At 66.4% G+C, this 17,911-nt stretch carries 18 protein-coding genes; 5 read left to right on the top strand and 13 right to left on the bottom strand.

Annotated elements, in window-relative coordinates:
- Nucleotides 1-4 precede the first annotated feature (4 nt).
- Nucleotides 5-1,357: a proline--tRNA ligase gene (gene proS, locus H1S04_RS05050; RefSeq protein WP_181744437.1), complete on the top strand. Its 1,353-nt coding sequence runs from the start codon at nt 5-7 to the stop codon at nt 1,355-1,357.
- Between the two features lie 300 nt (nt 1,358-1,657).
- Here the strand turns inward: proS and hisG are convergent, their stop codons facing one another.
- Genes hisG through hisS form a run of 3 tightly spaced genes read right to left on the bottom strand, consistent with a single transcriptional unit; the run spans nt 1,658 to nt 4,865 of the window.
- Nucleotides 1,658-2,329: an ATP phosphoribosyltransferase gene (gene hisG / locus H1S04_RS05045; RefSeq protein WP_181744436.1), complete on the bottom strand. Its 672-nt coding sequence runs from the start codon at nt 2,327-2,329 to the stop codon at nt 1,658-1,660.
- Entirely contained in the window at nt 2,323-3,381 is a 1,059-nt protein-coding gene (locus H1S04_RS05040; protein ID WP_181745400.1) for an ATP phosphoribosyltransferase regulatory subunit, read from the bottom strand. Before H1S04_RS05040 ends, hisG begins: the two co-directional genes overlap by 7 nt.
- Entirely contained in the window at nt 3,378-4,865 is a 1,488-nt protein-coding gene (gene hisS, locus H1S04_RS05035; RefSeq protein WP_181744435.1) for a histidine--tRNA ligase, read from the bottom strand. Before hisS ends, H1S04_RS05040 begins: the two co-directional genes overlap by 4 nt.
- Nucleotides 4,866-4,903: 38 nt before the next feature.
- Between hisS and H1S04_RS05030 the strand changes: the two genes are divergently transcribed.
- Nucleotides 4,904-5,113, top strand: a complete 210-nt coding sequence (locus tag H1S04_RS05030; RefSeq protein ID WP_181744434.1) for a SlyX family protein — start codon at nt 4,904-4,906, stop codon at nt 5,111-5,113.
- A gap of 75 nt (nt 5,114-5,188) precedes the next feature.
- On the opposite strand, the gene H1S04_RS05025 is transcribed toward H1S04_RS05030, so the two are convergent.
- Nucleotides 5,189-5,545, bottom strand: coding sequence for an SUF system Fe-S cluster assembly protein (locus H1S04_RS05025; protein WP_181744433.1), 357 nt, complete (start codon nt 5,543-5,545; stop codon nt 5,189-5,191).
- Between the two features lie 84 nt (nt 5,546-5,629).
- On the opposite strand from H1S04_RS05025, the gene arsC reads away from it, so the two are divergent.
- Nucleotides 5,630-5,977 (top strand): arsenate reductase (glutaredoxin), encoded by a 348-nt coding sequence (arsC, locus tag H1S04_RS05020; RefSeq protein WP_181744432.1) that lies wholly within the window; start codon nt 5,630-5,632, stop codon nt 5,975-5,977.
- Nucleotides 5,978-6,133: 156 nt separating this feature from the next.
- On the opposite strand, the gene H1S04_RS05015 is transcribed toward arsC, so the two are convergent.
- The 4 genes from H1S04_RS05015 to H1S04_RS05000 are packed head-to-tail and all read right to left on the bottom strand — an operon-like array spanning nt 6,134 to nt 10,626.
- Nucleotides 6,134-7,471, bottom strand: a complete 1,338-nt coding sequence (locus H1S04_RS05015; RefSeq protein ID WP_298946246.1) for a mechanosensitive ion channel domain-containing protein — start codon at nt 7,469-7,471, stop codon at nt 6,134-6,136.
- On the bottom strand, nt 7,468-8,304 hold the full coding sequence (gene kdsA / locus H1S04_RS05010) for a 3-deoxy-8-phosphooctulonate synthase (RefSeq protein ID WP_181744431.1): 837 nt from the start codon (nt 8,302-8,304) through the stop codon (nt 7,468-7,470). Before kdsA ends, H1S04_RS05015 begins: the two co-directional genes overlap by 4 nt.
- Complete coding sequence (locus H1S04_RS05005; protein ID WP_181744430.1) at nt 8,301-9,989, bottom strand: capsule biosynthesis protein; 1,689 nt, start codon at nt 9,987-9,989, stop codon at nt 8,301-8,303. Before H1S04_RS05005 ends, kdsA begins: the two co-directional genes overlap by 4 nt.
- A complete protein-coding gene (locus H1S04_RS05000; protein ID WP_181744429.1) occupies nt 9,973-10,626 on the bottom strand; it encodes an ABC transporter ATP-binding protein in 654 nt (217 codons plus the stop codon). Before H1S04_RS05000 ends, H1S04_RS05005 begins: the two co-directional genes overlap by 17 nt.
- A gap of 169 nt (nt 10,627-10,795) precedes the next feature.
- On the opposite strand from H1S04_RS05000, the gene H1S04_RS04995 reads away from it, so the two are divergent.
- On the top strand, nt 10,796-11,392 hold the full coding sequence (locus tag H1S04_RS04995; protein WP_181744428.1) for a uracil-DNA glycosylase family protein: 597 nt from the start codon (nt 10,796-10,798) through the stop codon (nt 11,390-11,392).
- On the top strand, nt 11,379-12,146 hold the full coding sequence (locus tag H1S04_RS04990) for an SseB family protein (protein ID WP_181744427.1): 768 nt from the start codon (nt 11,379-11,381) through the stop codon (nt 12,144-12,146). The genes H1S04_RS04995 and H1S04_RS04990 overlap by 14 nt, the downstream gene beginning before the upstream one ends.
- Here the strand turns inward: H1S04_RS04990 and H1S04_RS04985 are convergent.
- The 5 genes from H1S04_RS04985 to mreC all read right to left on the bottom strand — a co-directional run bounded on the left by H1S04_RS04985 (nt 12,143) and on the right by mreC (nt 17,904).
- Nucleotides 12,143-13,045: a glyoxylate/hydroxypyruvate reductase A gene (locus H1S04_RS04985; RefSeq protein ID WP_181744426.1), complete on the bottom strand. Its 903-nt coding sequence runs from the start codon at nt 13,043-13,045 to the stop codon at nt 12,143-12,145. The genes H1S04_RS04990 and H1S04_RS04985 overlap by 4 nt on opposite strands.
- A gap of 309 nt (nt 13,046-13,354) precedes the next feature.
- Nucleotides 13,355-14,494 (bottom strand): rod shape-determining protein RodA, encoded by a 1,140-nt coding sequence (gene rodA, locus H1S04_RS04980; RefSeq protein ID WP_181744425.1) that lies wholly within the window; start codon nt 14,492-14,494, stop codon nt 13,355-13,357.
- Nucleotides 14,491-16,437: a penicillin-binding protein 2 gene (gene mrdA, locus H1S04_RS04975; protein WP_181744424.1), complete on the bottom strand. Its 1,947-nt coding sequence runs from the start codon at nt 16,435-16,437 to the stop codon at nt 14,491-14,493. The genes rodA and mrdA overlap by 4 nt, the downstream gene beginning before the upstream one ends.
- Nucleotides 16,437-16,967: a rod shape-determining protein MreD gene (locus H1S04_RS04970; protein ID WP_181744423.1), complete on the bottom strand. Its 531-nt coding sequence runs from the start codon at nt 16,965-16,967 to the stop codon at nt 16,437-16,439. Before H1S04_RS04970 ends, mrdA begins: the two co-directional genes overlap by 1 nt.
- Before the next feature lie 10 nt (nt 16,968-16,977).
- The gene (gene mreC, locus H1S04_RS04965) at nt 16,978-17,904 is read right to left on the bottom strand and encodes a rod shape-determining protein MreC (protein ID WP_181744422.1); all 927 of its coding nucleotides are present in this window, start codon (nt 17,902-17,904) and stop codon (nt 16,978-16,980) included.
- Nucleotides 17,905-17,911: the final 7 nt, after the last annotated feature.

The raw sequence follows: 17,911 nt of genomic DNA, 5'->3' as shown, positions 1-17,911 counted from the left end.
TCCCATGCGTCTGTCGCGCTATTTTCTGCCCGTCCTGAAGGAAACCCCGTCCGAGGCCCAGATCGCCAGCCACCGGCTGATGCTGCGCGCCGGCATGATCAAGCAGCAATCGGCGGGGATCTATTCCTGGCTGCCGCTCGGGTTCAAGGTGCTGAACCGGATCGAGCAGATCGTGAACGAGGAACAGCAGCGCGCCGGACATATCCCGCTGCTGATGCCGACGCTGCAATCGGCGGAACTGTGGCGCGAAAGCGGCCGCTATGACGCTTACGGCGACGAGCTGCTGCGCATCACCGACCGCCACAAGCGCGAGATGCTGTATGGCCCGACGAATGAGGAGATGATCACCGACATCTTCCGCAGCCATGTGAACAGCTACAAGGACCTGCCGCTGACGCTGTATCACATCCAGTGGAAATTCCGCGACGAGATCCGCCCGCGTTTCGGCGTCATGCGCGGCCGCGAATTCCTGATGAAGGACGGCTATAACTTCGACCTGACCAAGGAAGACGCGCTTCACGCCTATAACCGGCACCTCGTCAGCTATCTGCGCACCTATGAACGCATGGGCCTGCAGGCGATCCCGATGCGCGCCGATTCCGGCCCGATCGGCGGCGACGATACCCATGAATTCCTGGTCCTCGCCGATACCGGCGAGTCCGAGGTCTTTTATGACAGTGAGATCACCGACCTGAAATTCGGCGACCGCGAGATCGATTATGACAATGTCGAACAGTTGCAGGCCGTGCTGGAGGAGTTCACCAGCCGTTACGCCCGCACCGACGAAACCCATGACGAGGCCGTCTTCGCCGAAGTTCCCGAGGAACGCCGCCGCACCGCGCGCGGCATCGAGGTGGGGCAGATCTTCTATTTCGGCACCAAATATTCGGAACCGATGGGCGCGACGGTCGTCGGCCCGGACGGCGCCCGCACGCCGGTCCATATGGGCAGCCACGGCATCGGCGTGTCCCGTCTGGTCGGCGCCATCATCGAGGCCAACCATGACGAGAAGGGGATCATCTGGCCCGAAGGCGTGACCCCGTTCCATGTCGGCATCGTGAACCTGAAACAGGGCGATCCGTCGGTCGATTCCGCCTGCGAGGCGCTGTATCGCGAGCTGACCGCCAAGGGCATGGACGTGCTTTACGACGACCGCGACGAACGCGCGGGCGCGAAATTCGCCACCATGGACCTGATCGGCCTACCCTGGCGCCTGACCGTCGGCCCGCGCGGCCTGCAGGCGAACAAGGTCGAACTGACCTCACGCCGGACCGGCGAATCCGAAGAACTGTCACCCGCCGATGCCGTCCTGCGGCTGGAGAAGATTTATCTGCCGGTTTTCGACGCGGCGAAATAAGGCCGGGGGCTGCGCGCCCCCGAACCCCGCGGGATATTTGGACCAGAATGAAAGAGCCCGCGCGTTCTGGCGCGGATTTTTCGTATCTGGGGCCGGCCGATGCTGTGTTGACCCCTGCGAACGGCACTGCTCGTGCCCTGTGCTGGAGATGCGCTTCCCGTAATGCACGATCTGTGCGCTCGCGGCCATTTGCATGACGCGCCGGCGTTTGCCTGGATCCCGCAAGCCGGCCATCGGTTCCTGTGCTGCACCCGCCGAAGATCGGACGCGCCGCAGACCGGCGCGACGCGGGGCCGGTGATCAGGCGTGCAGGCCCGCGATGAATCGGTCGATCTCGGCCTGATCGCCTTTCAGCGAGGCGAACAGCGTCGCTTGGCTGGGATGGATCAGGGCGTCGGGCAGGATCTTCAGGTGGTTGGCGCGCAGCGTCTCGCCCGAGCTGGTGATGTCGGCGATGGCTTCGGCGGTCAGGTTGGCGACGGTGCCCTCGGTCGCGCCCTGACTGTCGACAAGCTGGTAATCCGCCACCTCATGCTCGGCCAGAAAGGCGCGCACGAGCCGGTGATATTTGGTGGCGATGCGCAGACGAAAGCCGTGATCGCCCCGGAACTGGCGGGCGATGGCGGCAAAATCGTCAAGGTTTTCGCAATCGCGCCAGCAGGCGGGAACGGCCAGCACCAGGTCGGCATGGCCGAAGCCCATCAGCGCCAGCTCGCGCACGTCCGAACGCCATCCGGCCAGTTTCTCGCGCACCAGATCCGATCCGGTGACGCCAAGGTCGATCCGGCCCGAGGCAAGCTCGCGCGGGATCTCGCCCGCCGACAGCAGAACCAGCGTCAGGTCGGCGCCTTCGACGCGGCCGGCATATTCGCGGTCGGAACCGGCGCGCGACAGCCCGATGCCGCGGTCGGAGAACCAGCGGAACGTGTCCTCCATCAGCCGCCCCTTGGACGGCACGCCCAGCTTCAGCATGAGGCCTCCAGTTCGGCCAGCAGGCCGGGGCGGATGATGCCGCCGACGGCGGGGATGGCGCGGCCCGCGCCCAGTTGCGCGGTCAGCGCGTCATAGCGCCCGCCCGAGGCGACGGGCGGCCAGTCGGCGCGGTCGGCGGTGAAGGCGAAGGACATGCCGTCGTAATATTCCATGCTTTCGCGGCCATGGCTGGCTTCGAAGCGGATCGTCGCCGGGTCGATGCCACGCCCGGCGATCTGGTCGAGGCGCGAGGACAGACGCTCGACCGCCTCGGCGATGGCGGGGATGTCCTGCGCCAGCGCGCGCAACTGGCGCAGCGCCTCGGGCGCGGGGGCGTCGATGGCAAAGAGGCGCGTCAGCCGGTCGGTCCATTCCGCCGAGAGGGGCGGCAGATCGGCCTCGGCGGCGAGGGTGGCGAGGCGCGCCTCCATCTCGGGGCCGGTGCGCAGGCCGGTCCAGGGGGCGCCGCTGTCGGCCAGGTCGCGCGGGGCGACGGGGGCGGAAAACCGCGCCAGCAGCCGGGCGAAGCGGATCGGGCGCCAGACATGGTGCAGCAGGGCGGCGCGCCGCGCCTCGGACACCGGCAGGGCGCGGATGGCGTCGAGCAGAATGTCCATGTCGCCCATCGCCGCATGCAGCCCGTAAGGCTGAAGCAGGCGGTGGAACAGGGCGAAGATTTCCGCGTCGGCTTCGGCATCGCGGGCGAACAGTTCGAAGCCCGCTTGCAGATATTCGTTGTCGCGCGGATGCGCGGGGCGGGTGTCGCCATGATCCTGCTTGCGGAAGACCTCGCCCAGATAGCAATAGCGCGCCGGCTCGGCGCCGCCATCCATATGGGTCTGGACGACCGGGACGGTGAAGTCGGGGCGCAGCACCACTTCGCCCCGGACCGGATCGGTGGTGACATAGGCGCGGGCGCGGATATCCTCGCCGTAAAGGTCAAGCAGGGTGGCCGCATCCAGCAGGATGTCGGGCGCGATCTCGGCCGCGCCGGCCTCGCGGAAGGCGGCCAGAAGGCGCTGCCCGATCTCCTGCTTGGCGGATTTGGTCACCATCTGGCCAGCATCTCGCGCACCGCTTCGACCAGATTGCTGCGCGGAACCTCGGTCTGGGCGGGCTGGGATTTCCATTCCTCGTGGCTGACCTCGGAGGCGAGTTTCGCGCCGAGGATCAGGTCCTTGATCTGGACCACGCCGCGCGCCGCCTCGTCGCCGCCCTGGATGATAGCCACCGGCGAGGCGCGTTTATCGGCGTATTTCAACTGGTTGCCGAAGTTTTTCGGGTTGCCCAGATAGACCTCGGCGCGGATGCCGGCGGCGCGCAGTTCGGCGGCCATGGCGTGATAATCGGCCATGCGGTCGCGGTCCATGACGGTGACGACCACCGGGCCGCGTGCGTCCTGACCGGCCAGCCCCTTTGCGCGCAAAGCGGCCAGCAGCCGGTCGACGCCGATGGAAACGCCGGTCGCCGGCACCTTCTGACCGGTGAAGCGTTCGACCAGCCCGTCATAGCGCCCGCCGCCGGCGACCGAGCCGAATTGCCGCTTGCGGCCCTTCTCGTCAAGGATCTCGAAGGTCAGTTCGGCCTCGAAAACTGGGCCGGTGTAATAGCCCAAGCCCCGGACGATCGAGGGGTCGATAACCGCCTGATCCTCGCCCACGCCGAGCGCCGCGAGCATGTCGGCGATCTGGCGCAGCTCGTCCACACCCTCGGCCCCGATGGCGGAGGCGCCGACGGCGCGGGTCAGGTTGTCCAGCGTTTCGGTATTGCCGGCGCCTTTCGAGGTCAGGAAATCCAGCACCGGTCGGGCCTGCGTTTCGGTCAGGCCGATGCCATCGATGAAGGCGCCGCTGTCGTCCTTGCGGCCCACGGTCAGCAATTGCCGCACGCCCTCGGCGCCGATCTTGTCGAACTTGTCGATGGTGCGCAGCACATCCGCCGCGCGACCGTCCTCGACTCCGGTGGCCTCCAGCACGCCGTTCAGCACCTTGCGATTGTTGATCCGCACCAGATAATCGCCGCGCGCAATACCCACGCCTTGCAATGCCGAAACCAGCATGGCGCAGATTTCGGCATCCGCCGCCACAGAAGCACTGCCCACAGTATCCGCATCACATTGATAAAACTGGCGAAAACGCCCCGGACCCGGCTTTTCGTTGCGCCAGACCGGACCCATCGCATAGCGCCGATAGGGCGCGGGCAGATCGTTGCGGAACTGCGCCGCGACCCGCGCGAGCGGCGCGGTCAGGTCATAGCGCAGCGCCATCCAGTCGCCGCGACCGCCACCGGGCACGTCTTCCTCCTGCCAGGCGAAGACGCCGGCATTGGGGCGGTCGACATCGGGCAGGAATTTCCCAAGCGCCTCGACCGTTTCCACCGCCGAGGTCTCAAGCGGCTCGAACCCGTGCAGATGGTAAATTTCGGCGATGCGATCCAGCATCGCCTTGCGTTCGGTCACATCTGCGCCGAAATAATCGCGAAAGCCCTTCGGGGTTTCGGCCTTCGGGCGGGGCGTTTTCTTGTTGTCTTGCGGCATGGAACCTGTCTCCGGTCTCGTTGTGCGGCTTAACGGAGATGGACGGCATGGACAAGTTGCAGCCTTTGGAAGAAGGCATCGCGCATCTGACGCGCATGGTCGAGGATCTGTCGGATGTGGTCGCAGCGCAGGGGCGCGAGATCACGCGCCTGCAGGGCCGCATCGGCATGCTGATGGAACGCGAGGCTGAACGCGAAGCCGAAGGCGGCACCATCCCGCTGGCCGATCAGCGCCCGCCGCATTGGTAGGCGGCGCGAGCAACCCGCCGGAGAGGGCGTGGTCGAACATGTCCTGTGCCGGGGCTGCCGCGTTGCGGGCTGCGTTCAGATGAACCCCAGCTCCAGCCGCGCTTCTTCAGACATCATGTCCATGCCCCATTGCGGCTGGAAGGTCATTTCGACATCCACCTCACGCACGCCGGGGATGCTTTCGACGGCATCAGCGACCCAGCCCGGCATCTCGCCCGCGACCGGGCAACCGGGCGCGGTCAGCGTCATGACGACCTTGACCACTCCTTCGCCCGAGATGTCGATGGTGTAGACCAGCCCGAGATCGTAGATATTCACCGGAATTTCCGGGTCGAAGACGGTCTTGCACGCCTCGACGACCTGGTCATACAGGGGATGTTCGGTGGTCGAGGGGCGGATCAGCGGCTCGCCTTCGATCAGATTGTCGTTCATGCTGTGCGTCCTGTTCTTTGCATGAACATATAGGCCAGAAGGCGCCGCGCTTCCAGTGCTGCGGCAGCAACGGAAGGAAGACGAATGCCCGTCACGATCTATCATCTGCCGCGCTGTTCGACCTCGCGCAATGTGCTGGCCGAGATCCGGTCCCGCGGGATCGAGCCGGAGGTGATCGAATATCTGAAAACCCCGCCATTGCGCGCCGATCTGCTGCGGCTGGCCAAAGACAGCGGGCTGGGGGTGCGCGGGCTGCTGCGGCAGAAGGGCACGCCTTATTATGAACTGGGGCTGGGCGATCCCACCCTGACCGACGCGCAGTTGCTGGACGCGATCGAGGCCCATCCGGTGCTGTTGAACCGTCCTATCGTGGTCGGGCCGAGGGGCACACGGCTGATCCGCCCGATGGAGCTTCTGGACGAAGTGCTTTAATTCCCGACTGTCCGCCGGCGGCCGCTTCGGGTTTCAGCCTCTCGCGATGACAGCCGGTTTCAGGCTGCGCCGGTCGCCCGCGCATTCGGCGCGGGGCTTCAGGCGCGCGCCGCGACAGCCGGGGTCGCCGGGAAAACCGGCGGGGCTCTAGCTGACCTATTCTTGCGGCGCGTGGTTCGACAGCAGGTTTTTCTCGCCCGTCTGCTTGCCATCCTCAACCAGCTTCTCGAACGCGGCATCGGGCGTCATGTCCGGCGCGGGAGGTGGCGGGGCAGGGGCCCGGTCCGGCGACGGATGAGGCTCGGGCAGGCCCGCGGGGGGGACCTCCTCAAGCCGGACCCGGTATATCGGCTCGGGCAGACCATAGCCTGCGGCTTCCAGCGTTTCCTTGACGACGCGGATCGCCTCGCCACGGGCCTTGTTGAACTCCACCCCTTGCTGGGTGACCCAGCCGGTGAAGCGGATCACCACATCGGAATCGCCCACGTCATCCACCCAGACCGCCGGCTCGGGCGCAGGCAGCACGAAATCCAGCGCCTGCAAGGTGCGCAGGCCCAATTCGCGCACCGCTCCCAGATCCGATCCCGCATCAACCCCCAGATCAAAGCTGAAGCGGCGCTGCGGGTTGCGGGTATAGTTGGTGATCACCGCCTTGAAGACGGTCGCATTGGGGATGCGGATATGATTGCCGTCCAGCGACAGCAATGTGGTGGCGCGGCTGGTCAGGCTGAGGACACGACCGGTATTGCCCTCGATCTCGACCAGATCGTTGGGGCGGAAGGGCTGACGCAGCGACAACATGACCGAGGCGATGAAGTTTTCCACCGTGTCGCGCACCGCAAAACCAAGCGCGATGCCGATGATCCCCGCCGCGCCGAGGAACGTCCCCAGCAATGCCGTCGCGCCCAGAATATCCAGCGCCACCACGATGGCCGCGATCCAGAAACCCAGCCGGATGGCGGTGCGCAGGATCTCGGCGATGAAAGGGTTGGGCGAGATGCGGTCCCAGGGCTGGCGCAGCCGCGACAGCATCGCGCCTATCCAGACGATCAGCGCCCCCACCGCGATGGCCACGCCCAGAAGCGGCAGGAAGGCGGTCCATTGCAGCAGCCGTTCGCGGAAGCGTTGCGCCACCGGCGCAAGGCGCTTGCCGAGATTGGTCGTCTCCTGCACGCGGTTTTCGATTTCGACGACGCCGTCAACGCGCGAAACCAGCCGGTCCAACCGGTCAAGCGCCGCCCCGTCCAGCACCGTCCCGCCAAGCGTCACGATGCCGGCATCCACGCTGACGGTGACGTCGTCATAGCCCTGCAGACCCGAGAGGATGTCGCGGATCCGATCGCGGATGGCGGCGTCGGTGCGCGCGTCGGGGGTGACGGCAATGGTGCCGTCGGGCTGGCCGGGGGTTTCCTGCGCGGGCAGCGACAGCGGCGTCAGGGCCAGCAGGCCGATCACCAGCGCCGCGCGCAGGATCTCCGCCAGCCGCGGTCTCACGCGCCCATCACCGGGTCCGTTTTGGCGAGCGCGTCAAACTGCATGAGGCTGGCCACGAGCGCGGGCATCTGATCCAGACGGATCATGTTCGGGCCGTCCGAAGGCGCGTTGTCGGGGTCCTGATGGGTCTCGATGAATACGCCGGCGACCCCCAAAGCCACGGCGGCGCGCGCCATGACCGGCGCAAATTCGCGCTGACCGCCCGACGAACCGCCCTGACCGCCCGGTTGCTGGACCGAGTGGGTGGCGTCCATGATCACCGGATAGCCGGTGCGCGCCATGATCGGCAACGAGCGCATGTCGGTGACCAGCGTGTTATAGCCAAAGCTCGCGCCGCGCTCGGTCAGCAGGATTTTGTCATTGCCGGTCGAGGCGACCTTTTCCGCCACGTTGGGCATGTCCCAGGGGGCGAGGAACTGACCTTTCTTGACATTCACCACCGCGCCGCTTTCGCCTGCGGCCAGCAGCAGATCGGTCTGCCGCGACAGGAAGGCCGGTATCTGGATCACGTCCACCACCGCCCCCGCCGCGCGGGCCTGTTCGATGTCGTGGATGTCGGTGAGGACCGGCACCCCGATCCGGGCGCGCACCTCCTCCAGCATACGCAGGCCTTCATCCATGCCGATGCCGCGCTTGCCCTTCAGCGAGGTGCGGTTGGCCTTGTCGAAACTGGCCTTGAAGACATAGCCCGCGCCCGCATCGGTGCAGGCCTTGGCCATGGTGTCGGCGATCATCAGCGCATGGTCCAGCGTTTCCAGCTGGCAGGGACCTGCAATGACGGTCAGCGGAAGGTCATTGCCGGTGGTGATATTGCCGATCTGGACGTGCTTCATGTGGATACCTGTTCCCGGAGAATGGATGCCGTCAGCGACAGCATCAGATAAATCCCCATGAATATAAGGAAGGCCACCACAGTGTTCGAGAGGGCCTTGGGATAGGTGGCGTTTTCGGGTGGCACGGGCGCGACGGACAACGACAGATAGCGGACCTGCTTGTTGGCCTCGACCCGCGCGATTTCAAGCTGCTCGGCAGCCCCGGCCAGCAGCGTCTGGCGGGTGACCAGATCGGCCTCGGCGATGCGCAGCTTGCCGGTGACCTGCGCGAGCGACCCGCGGTCGCCCGATCCTTCGGTCAGTTCCGCACGCTTGACGGCAATCAGTTCCTGCAGGCGCGCGATGTCGCCGCGCACCCCTTCAACCCGGCTGGTATTGGGACTTGGGTTGGACAGAAGCTGGGCCAGCTCCAGTTCCTTCTTGATCACCTCGGACTGCATCTGCGTGACCTGGCCCATTACCAGCTGGCTTTCCGACACGGGATCGAGAACGCCCAGCTGTTCCTGCAGGTTCTGCACCGCGTCCTGCGCCTCGCGAACGCGGGCCTCGGCATCGGCATAGTTCTTCTGCGCCCCTGCCATCTGGTCGCTGCGCACCCGCGCGGTCATGTCGTCGACCATTCCCTCGGCATAGCGGATCAGCGCGGTCGAGAATTTCTCGGCCAGCATGGGGTCGGGGGCGATGACCTGCATGTTCAGCACGCCTTCGGTCGGATCATAGCCGACCTTCACCATGTTCTTGTAGGTCTTGTAGGCGTCGTCATCGGTCGCCTGCGGGTTCAGCCGCAGCAGCGGATCCAGCGACGGGTCCTGGAAGGCCTGCTTGAAGCCCACCTCCTCGTCGAGGCGCTGCATGGCGTTCTTCGAGGTCAGATAGCTCTGCACCGAGACCGAATCGGGGTTCAGCTGGATGCCGCTCAGGATCGAATTGCCGCTGGCCACCATGGCCGTATCGGCCTGCTGGATCATGAATTGCGAGTTGGTTTCGTAAAGCGGCGTCGCCACATTGAAGTAATACCACCCGGCAAGGGCGGTGGGCAGACCGACCAGCAGCAGCAGCCGGACCGCCAGCCAGAACTGGCGGATCCGCCGGCGCCGGGCGATGTCGCGCTGGATGCGGTAGATCTCGGTCGCGCGCTTTTCCTCGTTCAGCGCCTCGCGCGCCGGTAGGCGCGGCTGGCCGGCTTCCTCGGAGGGGACGACCGTGCCGACGCGGGGCTGTCGGGCGGGTGTCGGCGCTTCGGCCCGCAGCATGATCTGGCCGCCGGCAGATTGTGTCCGGTTCGCGGTCTGGCCTGTGCTGGCCACCAGTTGCGACAGCGATGAACGGTGGAAGGGATCGACCCCGCGCTCGCGCAGCAGGACTACCGCCTCCTCGTCGCTGGCGACGTCGATGCCGTGCATGGCCGCGATGCGCCGCGCCAGCCGCAACTGCCGGCCCGTCAGCCCCTCCTTCTGCACCGCCGCAACCCGCGAGGGCAGGTCGGCCGCTGATTCCTCGGGCGCTGGTTTCTCGGGCACGGGTTCTTCGGAAGCGGCCGGGGGAACGGTGGGACCGGCAGCGCCGGTGGTGCGGACGGCCGCCTGGGTGTCTTCGGCCGCTTCCCGCGCGGCGTCTTCCTGCGCGTTCAGCCCCGAATCGCGGCGCTTGGTATGATAGATGCGAACCCTAGGCGGTGTAGTCATAGTATTGTTTCGCCTCGTCCAGCGTTTCGAACATATAGAGCTTGCCGTCGCGCAGAACTGCGGCCTCGCGGCAGAATTTTTCCAGGATCTCGGGGCTGTGGGACACGATCACGACAGTCGATTTTTCCAGCCGTTCGTTCAGCACGCGTCCGGCCTTGCGGTTGAATTCGACATCGGTGGCATTGGGCATCCCCTCGTCGATCAGGTAGATGTCGAATTCCAGCGACAGCAGCAGCGCGAACACGAAGCGCTGCCGCATCCCCGCCGAATAGGTGCCGACCGGCATATCGAAATATTCCTTGATATCGGTCAGCCAGCGGGTGAAGGCGGATACATAATCCGGGTCGAGCCCATAGATCCGGGCGATGAAGCGGGCGTTTTCATTGGCGGTGTGTTTGGGAATCACCCCACCCATGAAGCCCAGCGGAAAAGAAATCCGTGAGTGGCGGCGGATAATCCCCTCATCCGGCTTTTCCAGCCCGCACATCATGTTGATCAGCGTCGTTTTGCCGGTGCCGTTCGGGGCCAGAATGCCCAGTGACCGGCCCAGTTCAACCCGGAAAGAGGCCTGGTCAAGGATTACCTTTCGTTGCGTTCCCGTCCAGAAGGATTTGGAAACATTGTCAAATTCCAGCATCAACCGTTACCAATCGCCCCCACGGATGGCTGGGGCACGCCATAACATCATTTCCCCGCCGAAATTACGCAAGCTGCGCCGCGAAGTCCATCAGTCCCTGCAGGCCTGGTTTATGCGAAGTTAATCCCCTGCCATTCAATCGGGCGCCGTCAGTCCCTAACTGGGGGAAATGACACCCGTGCTCCTGACCGATGAGATCTCCGGTTGCCACCTTTGTGCTGGCCGTTTTGCAACGACCGCGACCGCCCATGCGCCGCGCCCGGTGGTCTGGTTTCGGCCGGGCGCGCGGCTTTTGATCGTCGGGCAGGCGCCCGGCGCGCGGGTTCACGCCAGCGGGAAGCCTTTCGACGATCCATCGGGCGCGCGATTGCGGGACTGGATGGGGGTGCCGCCCGAGACATTCTATGACCGCGATCGCATCGCCATCGTGCCCATGGCCTTCTGCTTTCCCGGCTATGACGCCAAGGGCGCGGACCTGCCGCCGCCGCCGATCTGCGCGCAGACCTGGCGGGCGCGGGTGCTGGCGCAACTGAACCCGCGCCTGACGCTGCTGGTGGGCGGCCACGCGCAGCGCTGGCATCTGGGTGCGAAGGGGAGCGTAACCGGGACCGTGGCGGGCTGGCGCGACCACGCGCCGGCGGTCTTCCCCTTGCCTCATCCTTCGTGGCGCAATACCGGGTGGCTCAAGCGCAATGGCTGGTTCGCCGATGACCTGCTGCCGGCCCTGCGCGCCCGAGTGCAGGAGGTGCTGAATGACCCCGCTTGACGCGCTTTGCGCGGTGCCGTTTCACGATCTGCCTGATGCCGCGCGCGCGCGGGTGCTGAACCGGCTGGCCGATACCGAGATCTTCGTGGCGCTCGCCCGCGATCCCGAGGGCGAGCGGGTCGAGCTGCGCCTGTTCGATCTGCCCACCGGTCGCCTGGCCGTCGCCGCCGATGCCGAGGACCGTCTGGCCGCGTTCTTTGCCGAGCCTGTCGCCCATGTCGCGCTGCCCGGCCGGGCGCTGGCGGCGATGCTGGCGCGCGAAGGGATCGCGGTGATGGTCAATCCCGGCGCGGCCTCGGAAATGCTGCTGGACGCGGCGACGCTGGGCTGGCTGGCGCAGGCGCTGCAATCCGCCCCGGCCGAGGATCAGGCCGCCCCCGCCCGGCTGACCGCCCCCGCGCCTGAGATGGTCGCGGCACTGGCCGAGCCGCTGGCGGCGCGGCTGTCCGCTATGGCGGGGTTGGTGGCGGGCGCGGCGCTGGTGGCGGCGGACTGGCCGAATGGCGCGCAGGGCCACCTGATCGTGCTGTCGGGCGTTGCCGAGGACCATCGCCCGCTGGTCGCCAAGGCCCTGGCCGAGCTGATCGCCTTTCTGCCGCCGCTGCCGCAGCCCTGCGACGTGGCCTTTGACCTGCCGATCCCCGAGCGCGCGCTGCGCCTGCAACTGGAACCCGTCGCGCCCGAGCCGGCGAGGAAATCGGCCCCCCGCGCGCCCGGCAGCGACCCCGACCGGCCGCCGATCCTGCGCTTCTAATAGCCTTTCGCCCGATCGACGAGATGCAGGGGCGCGTCGCCCCGTATGACCCGGCGCAGGTTTTCGGCCACCACCGTCGCCGCAGTCTCGACCCGCGTTTCGGCGGCGATATGCGGCGTCACCACCACGCGGGGATGCGCCCAGAACGGATGCTCTGGCGGCAACGGTTCGGTCTGGAAGACATCCAGCACCGCCTGGGCGATATGGCCGCCATCCAGCGCGCTCAGCAGCGCGCTTTCGTCCAGCAGGGTGCCACGGCCGGGATTGATGATCGCGGCGCCTTTTGGCAGCAGGGCCAGTGCCTCGGCATTCAGCAGGCCGCGGGTCTGCGGCGTGTCCGGCAGAAGCAACAGCAGGATCTCGGCCCGCGCCAATGCCTGCGGCAGCTCCGGCCCGGCAAATGCGGGCACCCCCGGCACAGCACGGCCCGAGGCCGACCAGCTGACCACGTCAAAGCCCAGCCCCTTCAACGCCCCTGCCACCGCCCGGCCAAGCGCGCCGGTGCCCAGCACGGTGACCCGGCGTTGCGTGGCGAGCGGGGGCACCAGATCGTTGCGCCAGATGCCGTCCTGCGCATAGCGGTCCATCCCCAGATGCAGGCGCAACACCCAGCCCGCGCAATAGTCGATCATCCCCTGCCGCAGTCCCGGATCGACCATGCGCGCCAAGGGCTGGGTCAGGCGCGGGTCCGGCGCGATGCGTTCGACCCCGGCCCACAGGCTCTGCACCAGCCGTGCCGAAGGATAGGCCGCGAAATCGCAGCCCGGCCCGTTCGGGGCATAGATGATGGCATCGACGCTGTCGGGCCGTGCGGTTTGCAGCAGCTCTGCCTCGGGGCAGGCGGCGCGGATGGCGGGGGCCCATTTCTCCCAGCCATCGGCGGCGAACAGAACTTTCATCAGCGCTCTCCTACGGGCACGGTCAGGGGGGCGGGGCGACCGGTGGCGGGATGCCCCGATCTATGGCCGGAACGGATGCGGGGAACAATGTCGGATTTTCGCGGCGCCGCAGCGCTACACCCACAGCCGGGGGGCGGCGGAGGCATGGCCGGGATGGTCGGGACCGGCTCGACGCTGAAGCTGTCACCAGAATAGGGCGGGCTCTGCTGTCGCTGAGGCGGGCAATGGCAACGCCCGCACGCGTCCGGTCGCCATCGCGAAGCGCGTCAGGGGTCGTTTCACCCGTTGCGGTGCTGGTAAGGTGGCGGATTATCTTGGCCGATGGACATGGGCCGACTGGACCATGCCGAAGGCCATGAGCAGGATCATCATCGCCGTCCCACCATAGCTGACTAGCGGCAGCGGGACGCCCACGACCGGCAGCAGCCCCATCACCATGCCCATGTTGATGGAGAAGAACAGGAAGAAGGTGCCGGCGATCCCGATGGTCAGCAGGCTGGCAAAGCGGTCGCGATTGGTCAGCGCCGAATACAGGCAGAAGCCGATAATCAGCGCATAAAGCGCCAGCAGCGTGCCGGCACCGACAAAGCCGAACTCCTCGGCCAGGGTGGTGAAGATGAAGTCGGTCTGCTTTTCCGGCAGGAAGTTCAGCCGCGACTGGGTGCCCTGCATGAAGCCGCGCCCCGACCAACCGCCCGATCCCAGCGCGATCTGCGCCTGGGTGATGTTGTAACCCGCGCCCAGCGGATCCTGCGAGGGATCGAGAAAGGTGTCGATGCGCCGGAACTGATAGTCATGCAGCAGCTGCCAGCTTTGCCCGCGGCTTTCCAGCACCGTCCAGACCAGGCCCACGCCGGCGCCGATGACAGCGGCGAAATACCACAGGCTGACGCCGGCGGCGAACATCACGATCGCCCCTCCCATCAGCAGCAGCAGCGAGGTGCCGAGATCGGGCTGTTGCAGCACCAGCGCGGTGGGCAGCAGGATCAGCAGCACCGGGATCAGCACCCACAAGGGCCGCGAGACCTTGTTCAGGTCCAGCCAGTCGTAATAGGCGGCCAGCAGCAGCACCAGGGCGACCTTCATCAGTTCGGACGGTTGCAGCTTGATCGGACCCAGATCCAGCCAGCGTTGTGCACCCATGCCGACATGGCCGATCACATCCACTGCCACCAGCAGCAGCACGCAGACGATATAGGCGCCGACCGAGATCCCGCGCCAGAACCAGATCGGCACGAACCCGAGGCCGATCATCAGCACCATGCCGACGGCGAAACGCTCCATCTGCGGCCGCGCCCAGGTGTCGATGTTGCCGCCCGCCACCGAATACAGCATCAGGAACCCGGCAGAGGCGACCGCCGCCAGCAGGAACACCAGCGGCCAGTTCAGCGCCAGAAGCTTGCGGAACCCGCGCGGGGTCTCGGCGACCTTGTAGTCGAGATAGCTCATGCCCGCGTCCTTCCGCTGGTGTTGCCGGCCATCGGGGTGATGAGGCGCATGTTGCGGTGCATCTCCTCGATCTGGTCGCGCTGCCCTGCGGGATAGGCCGACAGCGGCGGCACGCCCCCCGAGAGCGCATAAAGCAGAATATCGCGGGCGATCGGCGCCGCCACGGCCGACCCGCCGCCGCCATGTTCGACGATGACGGAGACGGCGTATTTCGGCGCCTCATAAGGGGCGTAGCAGACGAACAGCGCGTGGTCGCGGCGGTTCCAGGGCAGCTGGTCGTTGCGGGTGACGCCGCGGGCCCGCTCGGCCGCGGTGATGTTGCGGACCTGGCTGGTGCCGGTCTTGCCGGCCATGCGCCATTGCTCGGCCACGATGCGCGACTTGCCGGCCGTCCCGCCCGGCGCGTTCATCACCGCATCCATCCCGCGTTGGGCGGTGCGCAGATTCTTGGGCGACAGGCCCAGATCGGCGAAAGGGGCCACCGAAACCGGAACGCCGTCTATCGCGCGCACGAGGCGCGGCTTGACATCGCGCCCGGTGGCCACTCGCGCGGTCATCACCGCCAGTTGCAGCGGCGAGGCCAGCACGAAACCCTGCCCGATCGAGGCGTTGAGCGAATCCCCGACCACCCAGGGCTTGTCGAAGCGTTCCTTCTTCCATGCCCGGTCGGGGGCGATGCCGGTGGCCACCGCCGACATCGGCAGGTCGTGTTCAACACCGATGCCCAGCTTGCGCGCCATCTCGGCGATGCGGTCGACGCCGATGGCGCGGGCCAGTTCGTAATAATAGACATCGCAGGACTTCATCAGGCTTTCGACGGCGCCGACGCTGCCATGACCGCCCCTGCTCCAGCAGTGGAACTTGCGGCCGGCGACATCCAACGCGCCGTTGCAGTAATAGCGGGTGCCCTCGTTGACGAGGCCCGATTCCAGCGCCGCCAGCAGCGTGACCATCTTGAAGGTCGAGCCGGGCGGATAGATGCCCTGCACCGATTTGTCGGCCAGCGGGCGATGGTCATGTTCCATCAGCGCCTTGTAGTCGGCCGCGGAAATCCCGCGCACGAACAGGTTCGGGTCAAAGCCCGGATTCGAGACGATGGACATGATGTCGCCATTGGTCACGTCGATGACCACGGCGGCGGCGGATTCCTCGCCCAGGCGCTGCACGGCATAGTTCTGCAGCCCCGCATCCAGCGTCATCTGCACGGTGGCGCCCTGCTGGCCTTCCTGTCGCGACAGTTCGCGCATTTCGCGGCCGGCGGCATTGACCTCGACCTTGCGGGTGCCGGCCTTGCCGCGCAGGATGCCTTCCAGCTTGCTTTCGGCGCCGACCTTACCGAACTGGAACTCCGGCAGCATCAGCACCGGATCGGGGTTTTCCATCTTCGACAGGTCGTAATCCGACACCCGTCCGACATAACCCAGCACGTGCGAGAAGTCGCCATTGCGCGGATAGACGCGCGACAGCACCGATTCCGGCTGCACGCCGGGCAGCGCGGGCGCGTTCACGGCGATGGAGCTGAACTCGGTCCAGCTCAGGTGATCGCCGATGCTGACCGGCGTGATGGCGCTGCGCTTGGCGATGTTTTCCAGAATCGCCGCCGCTTCGGCATCCGTCATCGGCACCAGATGGCGCAGCTTGGCGATGACCTGCTCGACATCGCCTGCCAGCTCTCGCGTGATGGTGGCGCGGTAATTCTGCTCATTGCCGGCGATGACGACGCCGTTGCGGTCATGGATCAGCCCGCGCGCCGGCGGCAGCAGCCGGATCTTGATCGAATTGCCATCCGAGAGCAGCCGGAACTCGTCCGCATGTTCGACCTGCATCGAGCGCAGGCGCATTCCCAAAGTGCCGATCACGGCCGCCTGGATCACCCCCAGCATGACCCCGCGGCGCGAGATGATCCGCGCGCTGTCGACAATGTCCTTGGGTGACTTGCGCATCAGCTTCCCATCATTTCCAGTTCCGAGGTGCTGATCCGGCGCACCCCCAACGCGCGCACGAAGGCCACCACCAGCGGATAGGCGATCACCGTCGCCAGCCATTGCAGCATGACCGGTCCCAGCGCCGACACCGGCAACAGGAACACGATCATCATCAGCCGCGCGCCGATCATCATCAAGCCCAACAGCATGGCCACCCGCAGCCATTCGAACAAGAATGGTTGATCGGCCCATCGCCAGGCGCGCGGGCGCAGCAATTCCGTCGCGATCAGCACCATCAGGCTCCACAATCCGAAGGGACGCCCGAGCAGGATATCACCAATCAGCGCCAGGGCCGCGATGATGACGGCCGGCAACTGGTCGGGACGGCGCAGCACCCAGGCGAAGGTCAGACAGAGGGTGAGGTCGGGGCCGGGCAGGCCCGGCTGGCCGGGATTGAGCGGCATCAGCTGGAAGAACAGGATCGCCAGACCGATGCCGGTATAGACGGCGGTGCCGACGATCCGGCGGCGGCGCAGAACGGCGATCATCGATGCGCCCTCACCGTGCGGCAGCCGCGGCGGATTCGGGCCGCGCAGCGGGTGCGGGGGGCAGCTGCGGGCCGATCAGGCCGGGGTCGGGCGGCAGCACCAGCGCGCCGCCATCCTCCAGCCGTTCGGCCGGGTGGCTGCGCAGCACGCGCAGGAACTCCAGCCTGCCATAATCGGCCGCCATGCGCAGCCGCAGCCGGCCATCCGAGTCCTGCGCCACCTGGCCGACCAGAATATCGGGCGGAAACACCCCGCCATCGCCCGAACTGACCACCCGGTCGCCGGGACGGACATTTTCCGGGCGCTCGATGAAGTCCAGCGTCGGCAGGGTGGAATTATCGCCGGTCAGCAGTGCGTTTTCGCCCGAAGGCTGGATCTTGACCGGTATGCGCGATGAGGGATCGGTCAGCAGGATCACCCGGCTGGTCTGTTGGCCGAGGCCGGAAATGCGACCGACCAGTCCCAGGCCGTCCATGACCGCCCAGCCGTCAACCACGCCGTCGCGCCGGCCGACATTCAGCAGCACCGACTGGCGAAACGCCGTGCCGCTGTCGGTCAGCACCATACCGGTGATCGAGGTCAGCGAGGGATCGAGCCGCACATTGTTCTGCGCCAGCAGCTTGGCGTTTTCCTGTTCCAGCTGAACAGCGGCTTCCTTCCACGCCTGCATCTTCTGCAACTCGCGGCGAAGTTCCTGATTCTGCTCGTAGATCCTTGCATAGGACTGCAGCCCGGAAACCATGCGCGTCACCTGGGTAAGCGGCGTCATCGCCCATTCGAAGCCGGGGACGAAGCGGTCGACGAATTCGGCGCGCATCGCTTCGGCCCGTGGGCTGTCGATACGCCAGAACAGGAACAAAGCCAGCAGAAACAGGCCCAGCAGCCCGATCAGGATGCGGCGGACAGGGGTGGCAAAGTCGTAACCCTTGCGCGCCATCGCGCCG

The sequence above is a fragment of the Paracoccus sp. S1E-3 genome (assembly GCF_013868135.1).
GTDB lineage: Bacteria > Pseudomonadota > Alphaproteobacteria > Rhodobacterales > Rhodobacteraceae > Paracoccus.
This window is presented reverse-complemented; position numbering and strand designations above follow the sequence as displayed.

Excerpts from the sequence above, each read along its gene's own strand:
- H1S04_RS04985 (WP_181744426.1), bottom strand. The coding sequence starts at position 13,045 with ATGAAAGTTCTGTTCGCCGCCGATGGCTGGGAGAAATGGGCCCCCGCC.
- H1S04_RS04990 (WP_181744427.1), top strand. The coding sequence starts at position 11,379 with ATGACCCCGCTTGACGCGCTTTGCGCGGTGCCGTTTCACGATCTGCCT.
- H1S04_RS05005 (WP_181744430.1), bottom strand. The coding sequence starts at position 9,989 with ATGACTACACCGCCTAGGGTTCGCATCTATCATACCAAGCGCCGCGAT.
- H1S04_RS04970 (WP_181744423.1), bottom strand. The coding sequence starts at position 16,967 with ATGATCGCCGTTCTGCGCCGCCGCCGGATCGTCGGCACCGCCGTCTAT.
- mreC (WP_181744422.1), bottom strand. The coding sequence starts at position 17,904 with ATGGCGCGCAAGGGTTACGACTTTGCCACCCCTGTCCGCCGCATCCTG.
- hisS (WP_181744435.1), bottom strand. The coding sequence starts at position 4,865 with ATGCCGCAAGACAACAAGAAAACGCCCCGCCCGAAGGCCGAAACCCCG.
- H1S04_RS05030 (WP_181744434.1), top strand. The coding sequence starts at position 4,904 with ATGGACGGCATGGACAAGTTGCAGCCTTTGGAAGAAGGCATCGCGCAT.
- H1S04_RS04995 (WP_181744428.1), top strand. The coding sequence starts at position 10,796 with ATGACACCCGTGCTCCTGACCGATGAGATCTCCGGTTGCCACCTTTGT.
- proS (WP_181744437.1), top strand. The coding sequence starts at position 5 with ATGCGTCTGTCGCGCTATTTTCTGCCCGTCCTGAAGGAAACCCCGTCC.
- rodA (WP_181744425.1), bottom strand. The coding sequence starts at position 14,494 with ATGAGCTATCTCGACTACAAGGTCGCCGAGACCCCGCGCGGGTTCCGC.
- H1S04_RS05000 (WP_181744429.1), bottom strand. The coding sequence starts at position 10,626 with ATGCTGGAATTTGACAATGTTTCCAAATCCTTCTGGACGGGAACGCAA.
- H1S04_RS05025 (WP_181744433.1), bottom strand. The coding sequence starts at position 5,545 with ATGAACGACAATCTGATCGAAGGCGAGCCGCTGATCCGCCCCTCGACC.
- kdsA (WP_181744431.1), bottom strand. The coding sequence starts at position 8,304 with ATGAAGCACGTCCAGATCGGCAATATCACCACCGGCAATGACCTTCCG.
- mrdA (WP_181744424.1), bottom strand. The coding sequence starts at position 16,437 with ATGCGCAAGTCACCCAAGGACATTGTCGACAGCGCGCGGATCATCTCG.
- hisG (WP_181744436.1), bottom strand. The coding sequence starts at position 2,329 with ATGCTGAAGCTGGGCGTGCCGTCCAAGGGGCGGCTGATGGAGGACACG.
- arsC (WP_181744432.1), top strand. The coding sequence starts at position 5,630 with ATGCCCGTCACGATCTATCATCTGCCGCGCTGTTCGACCTCGCGCAAT.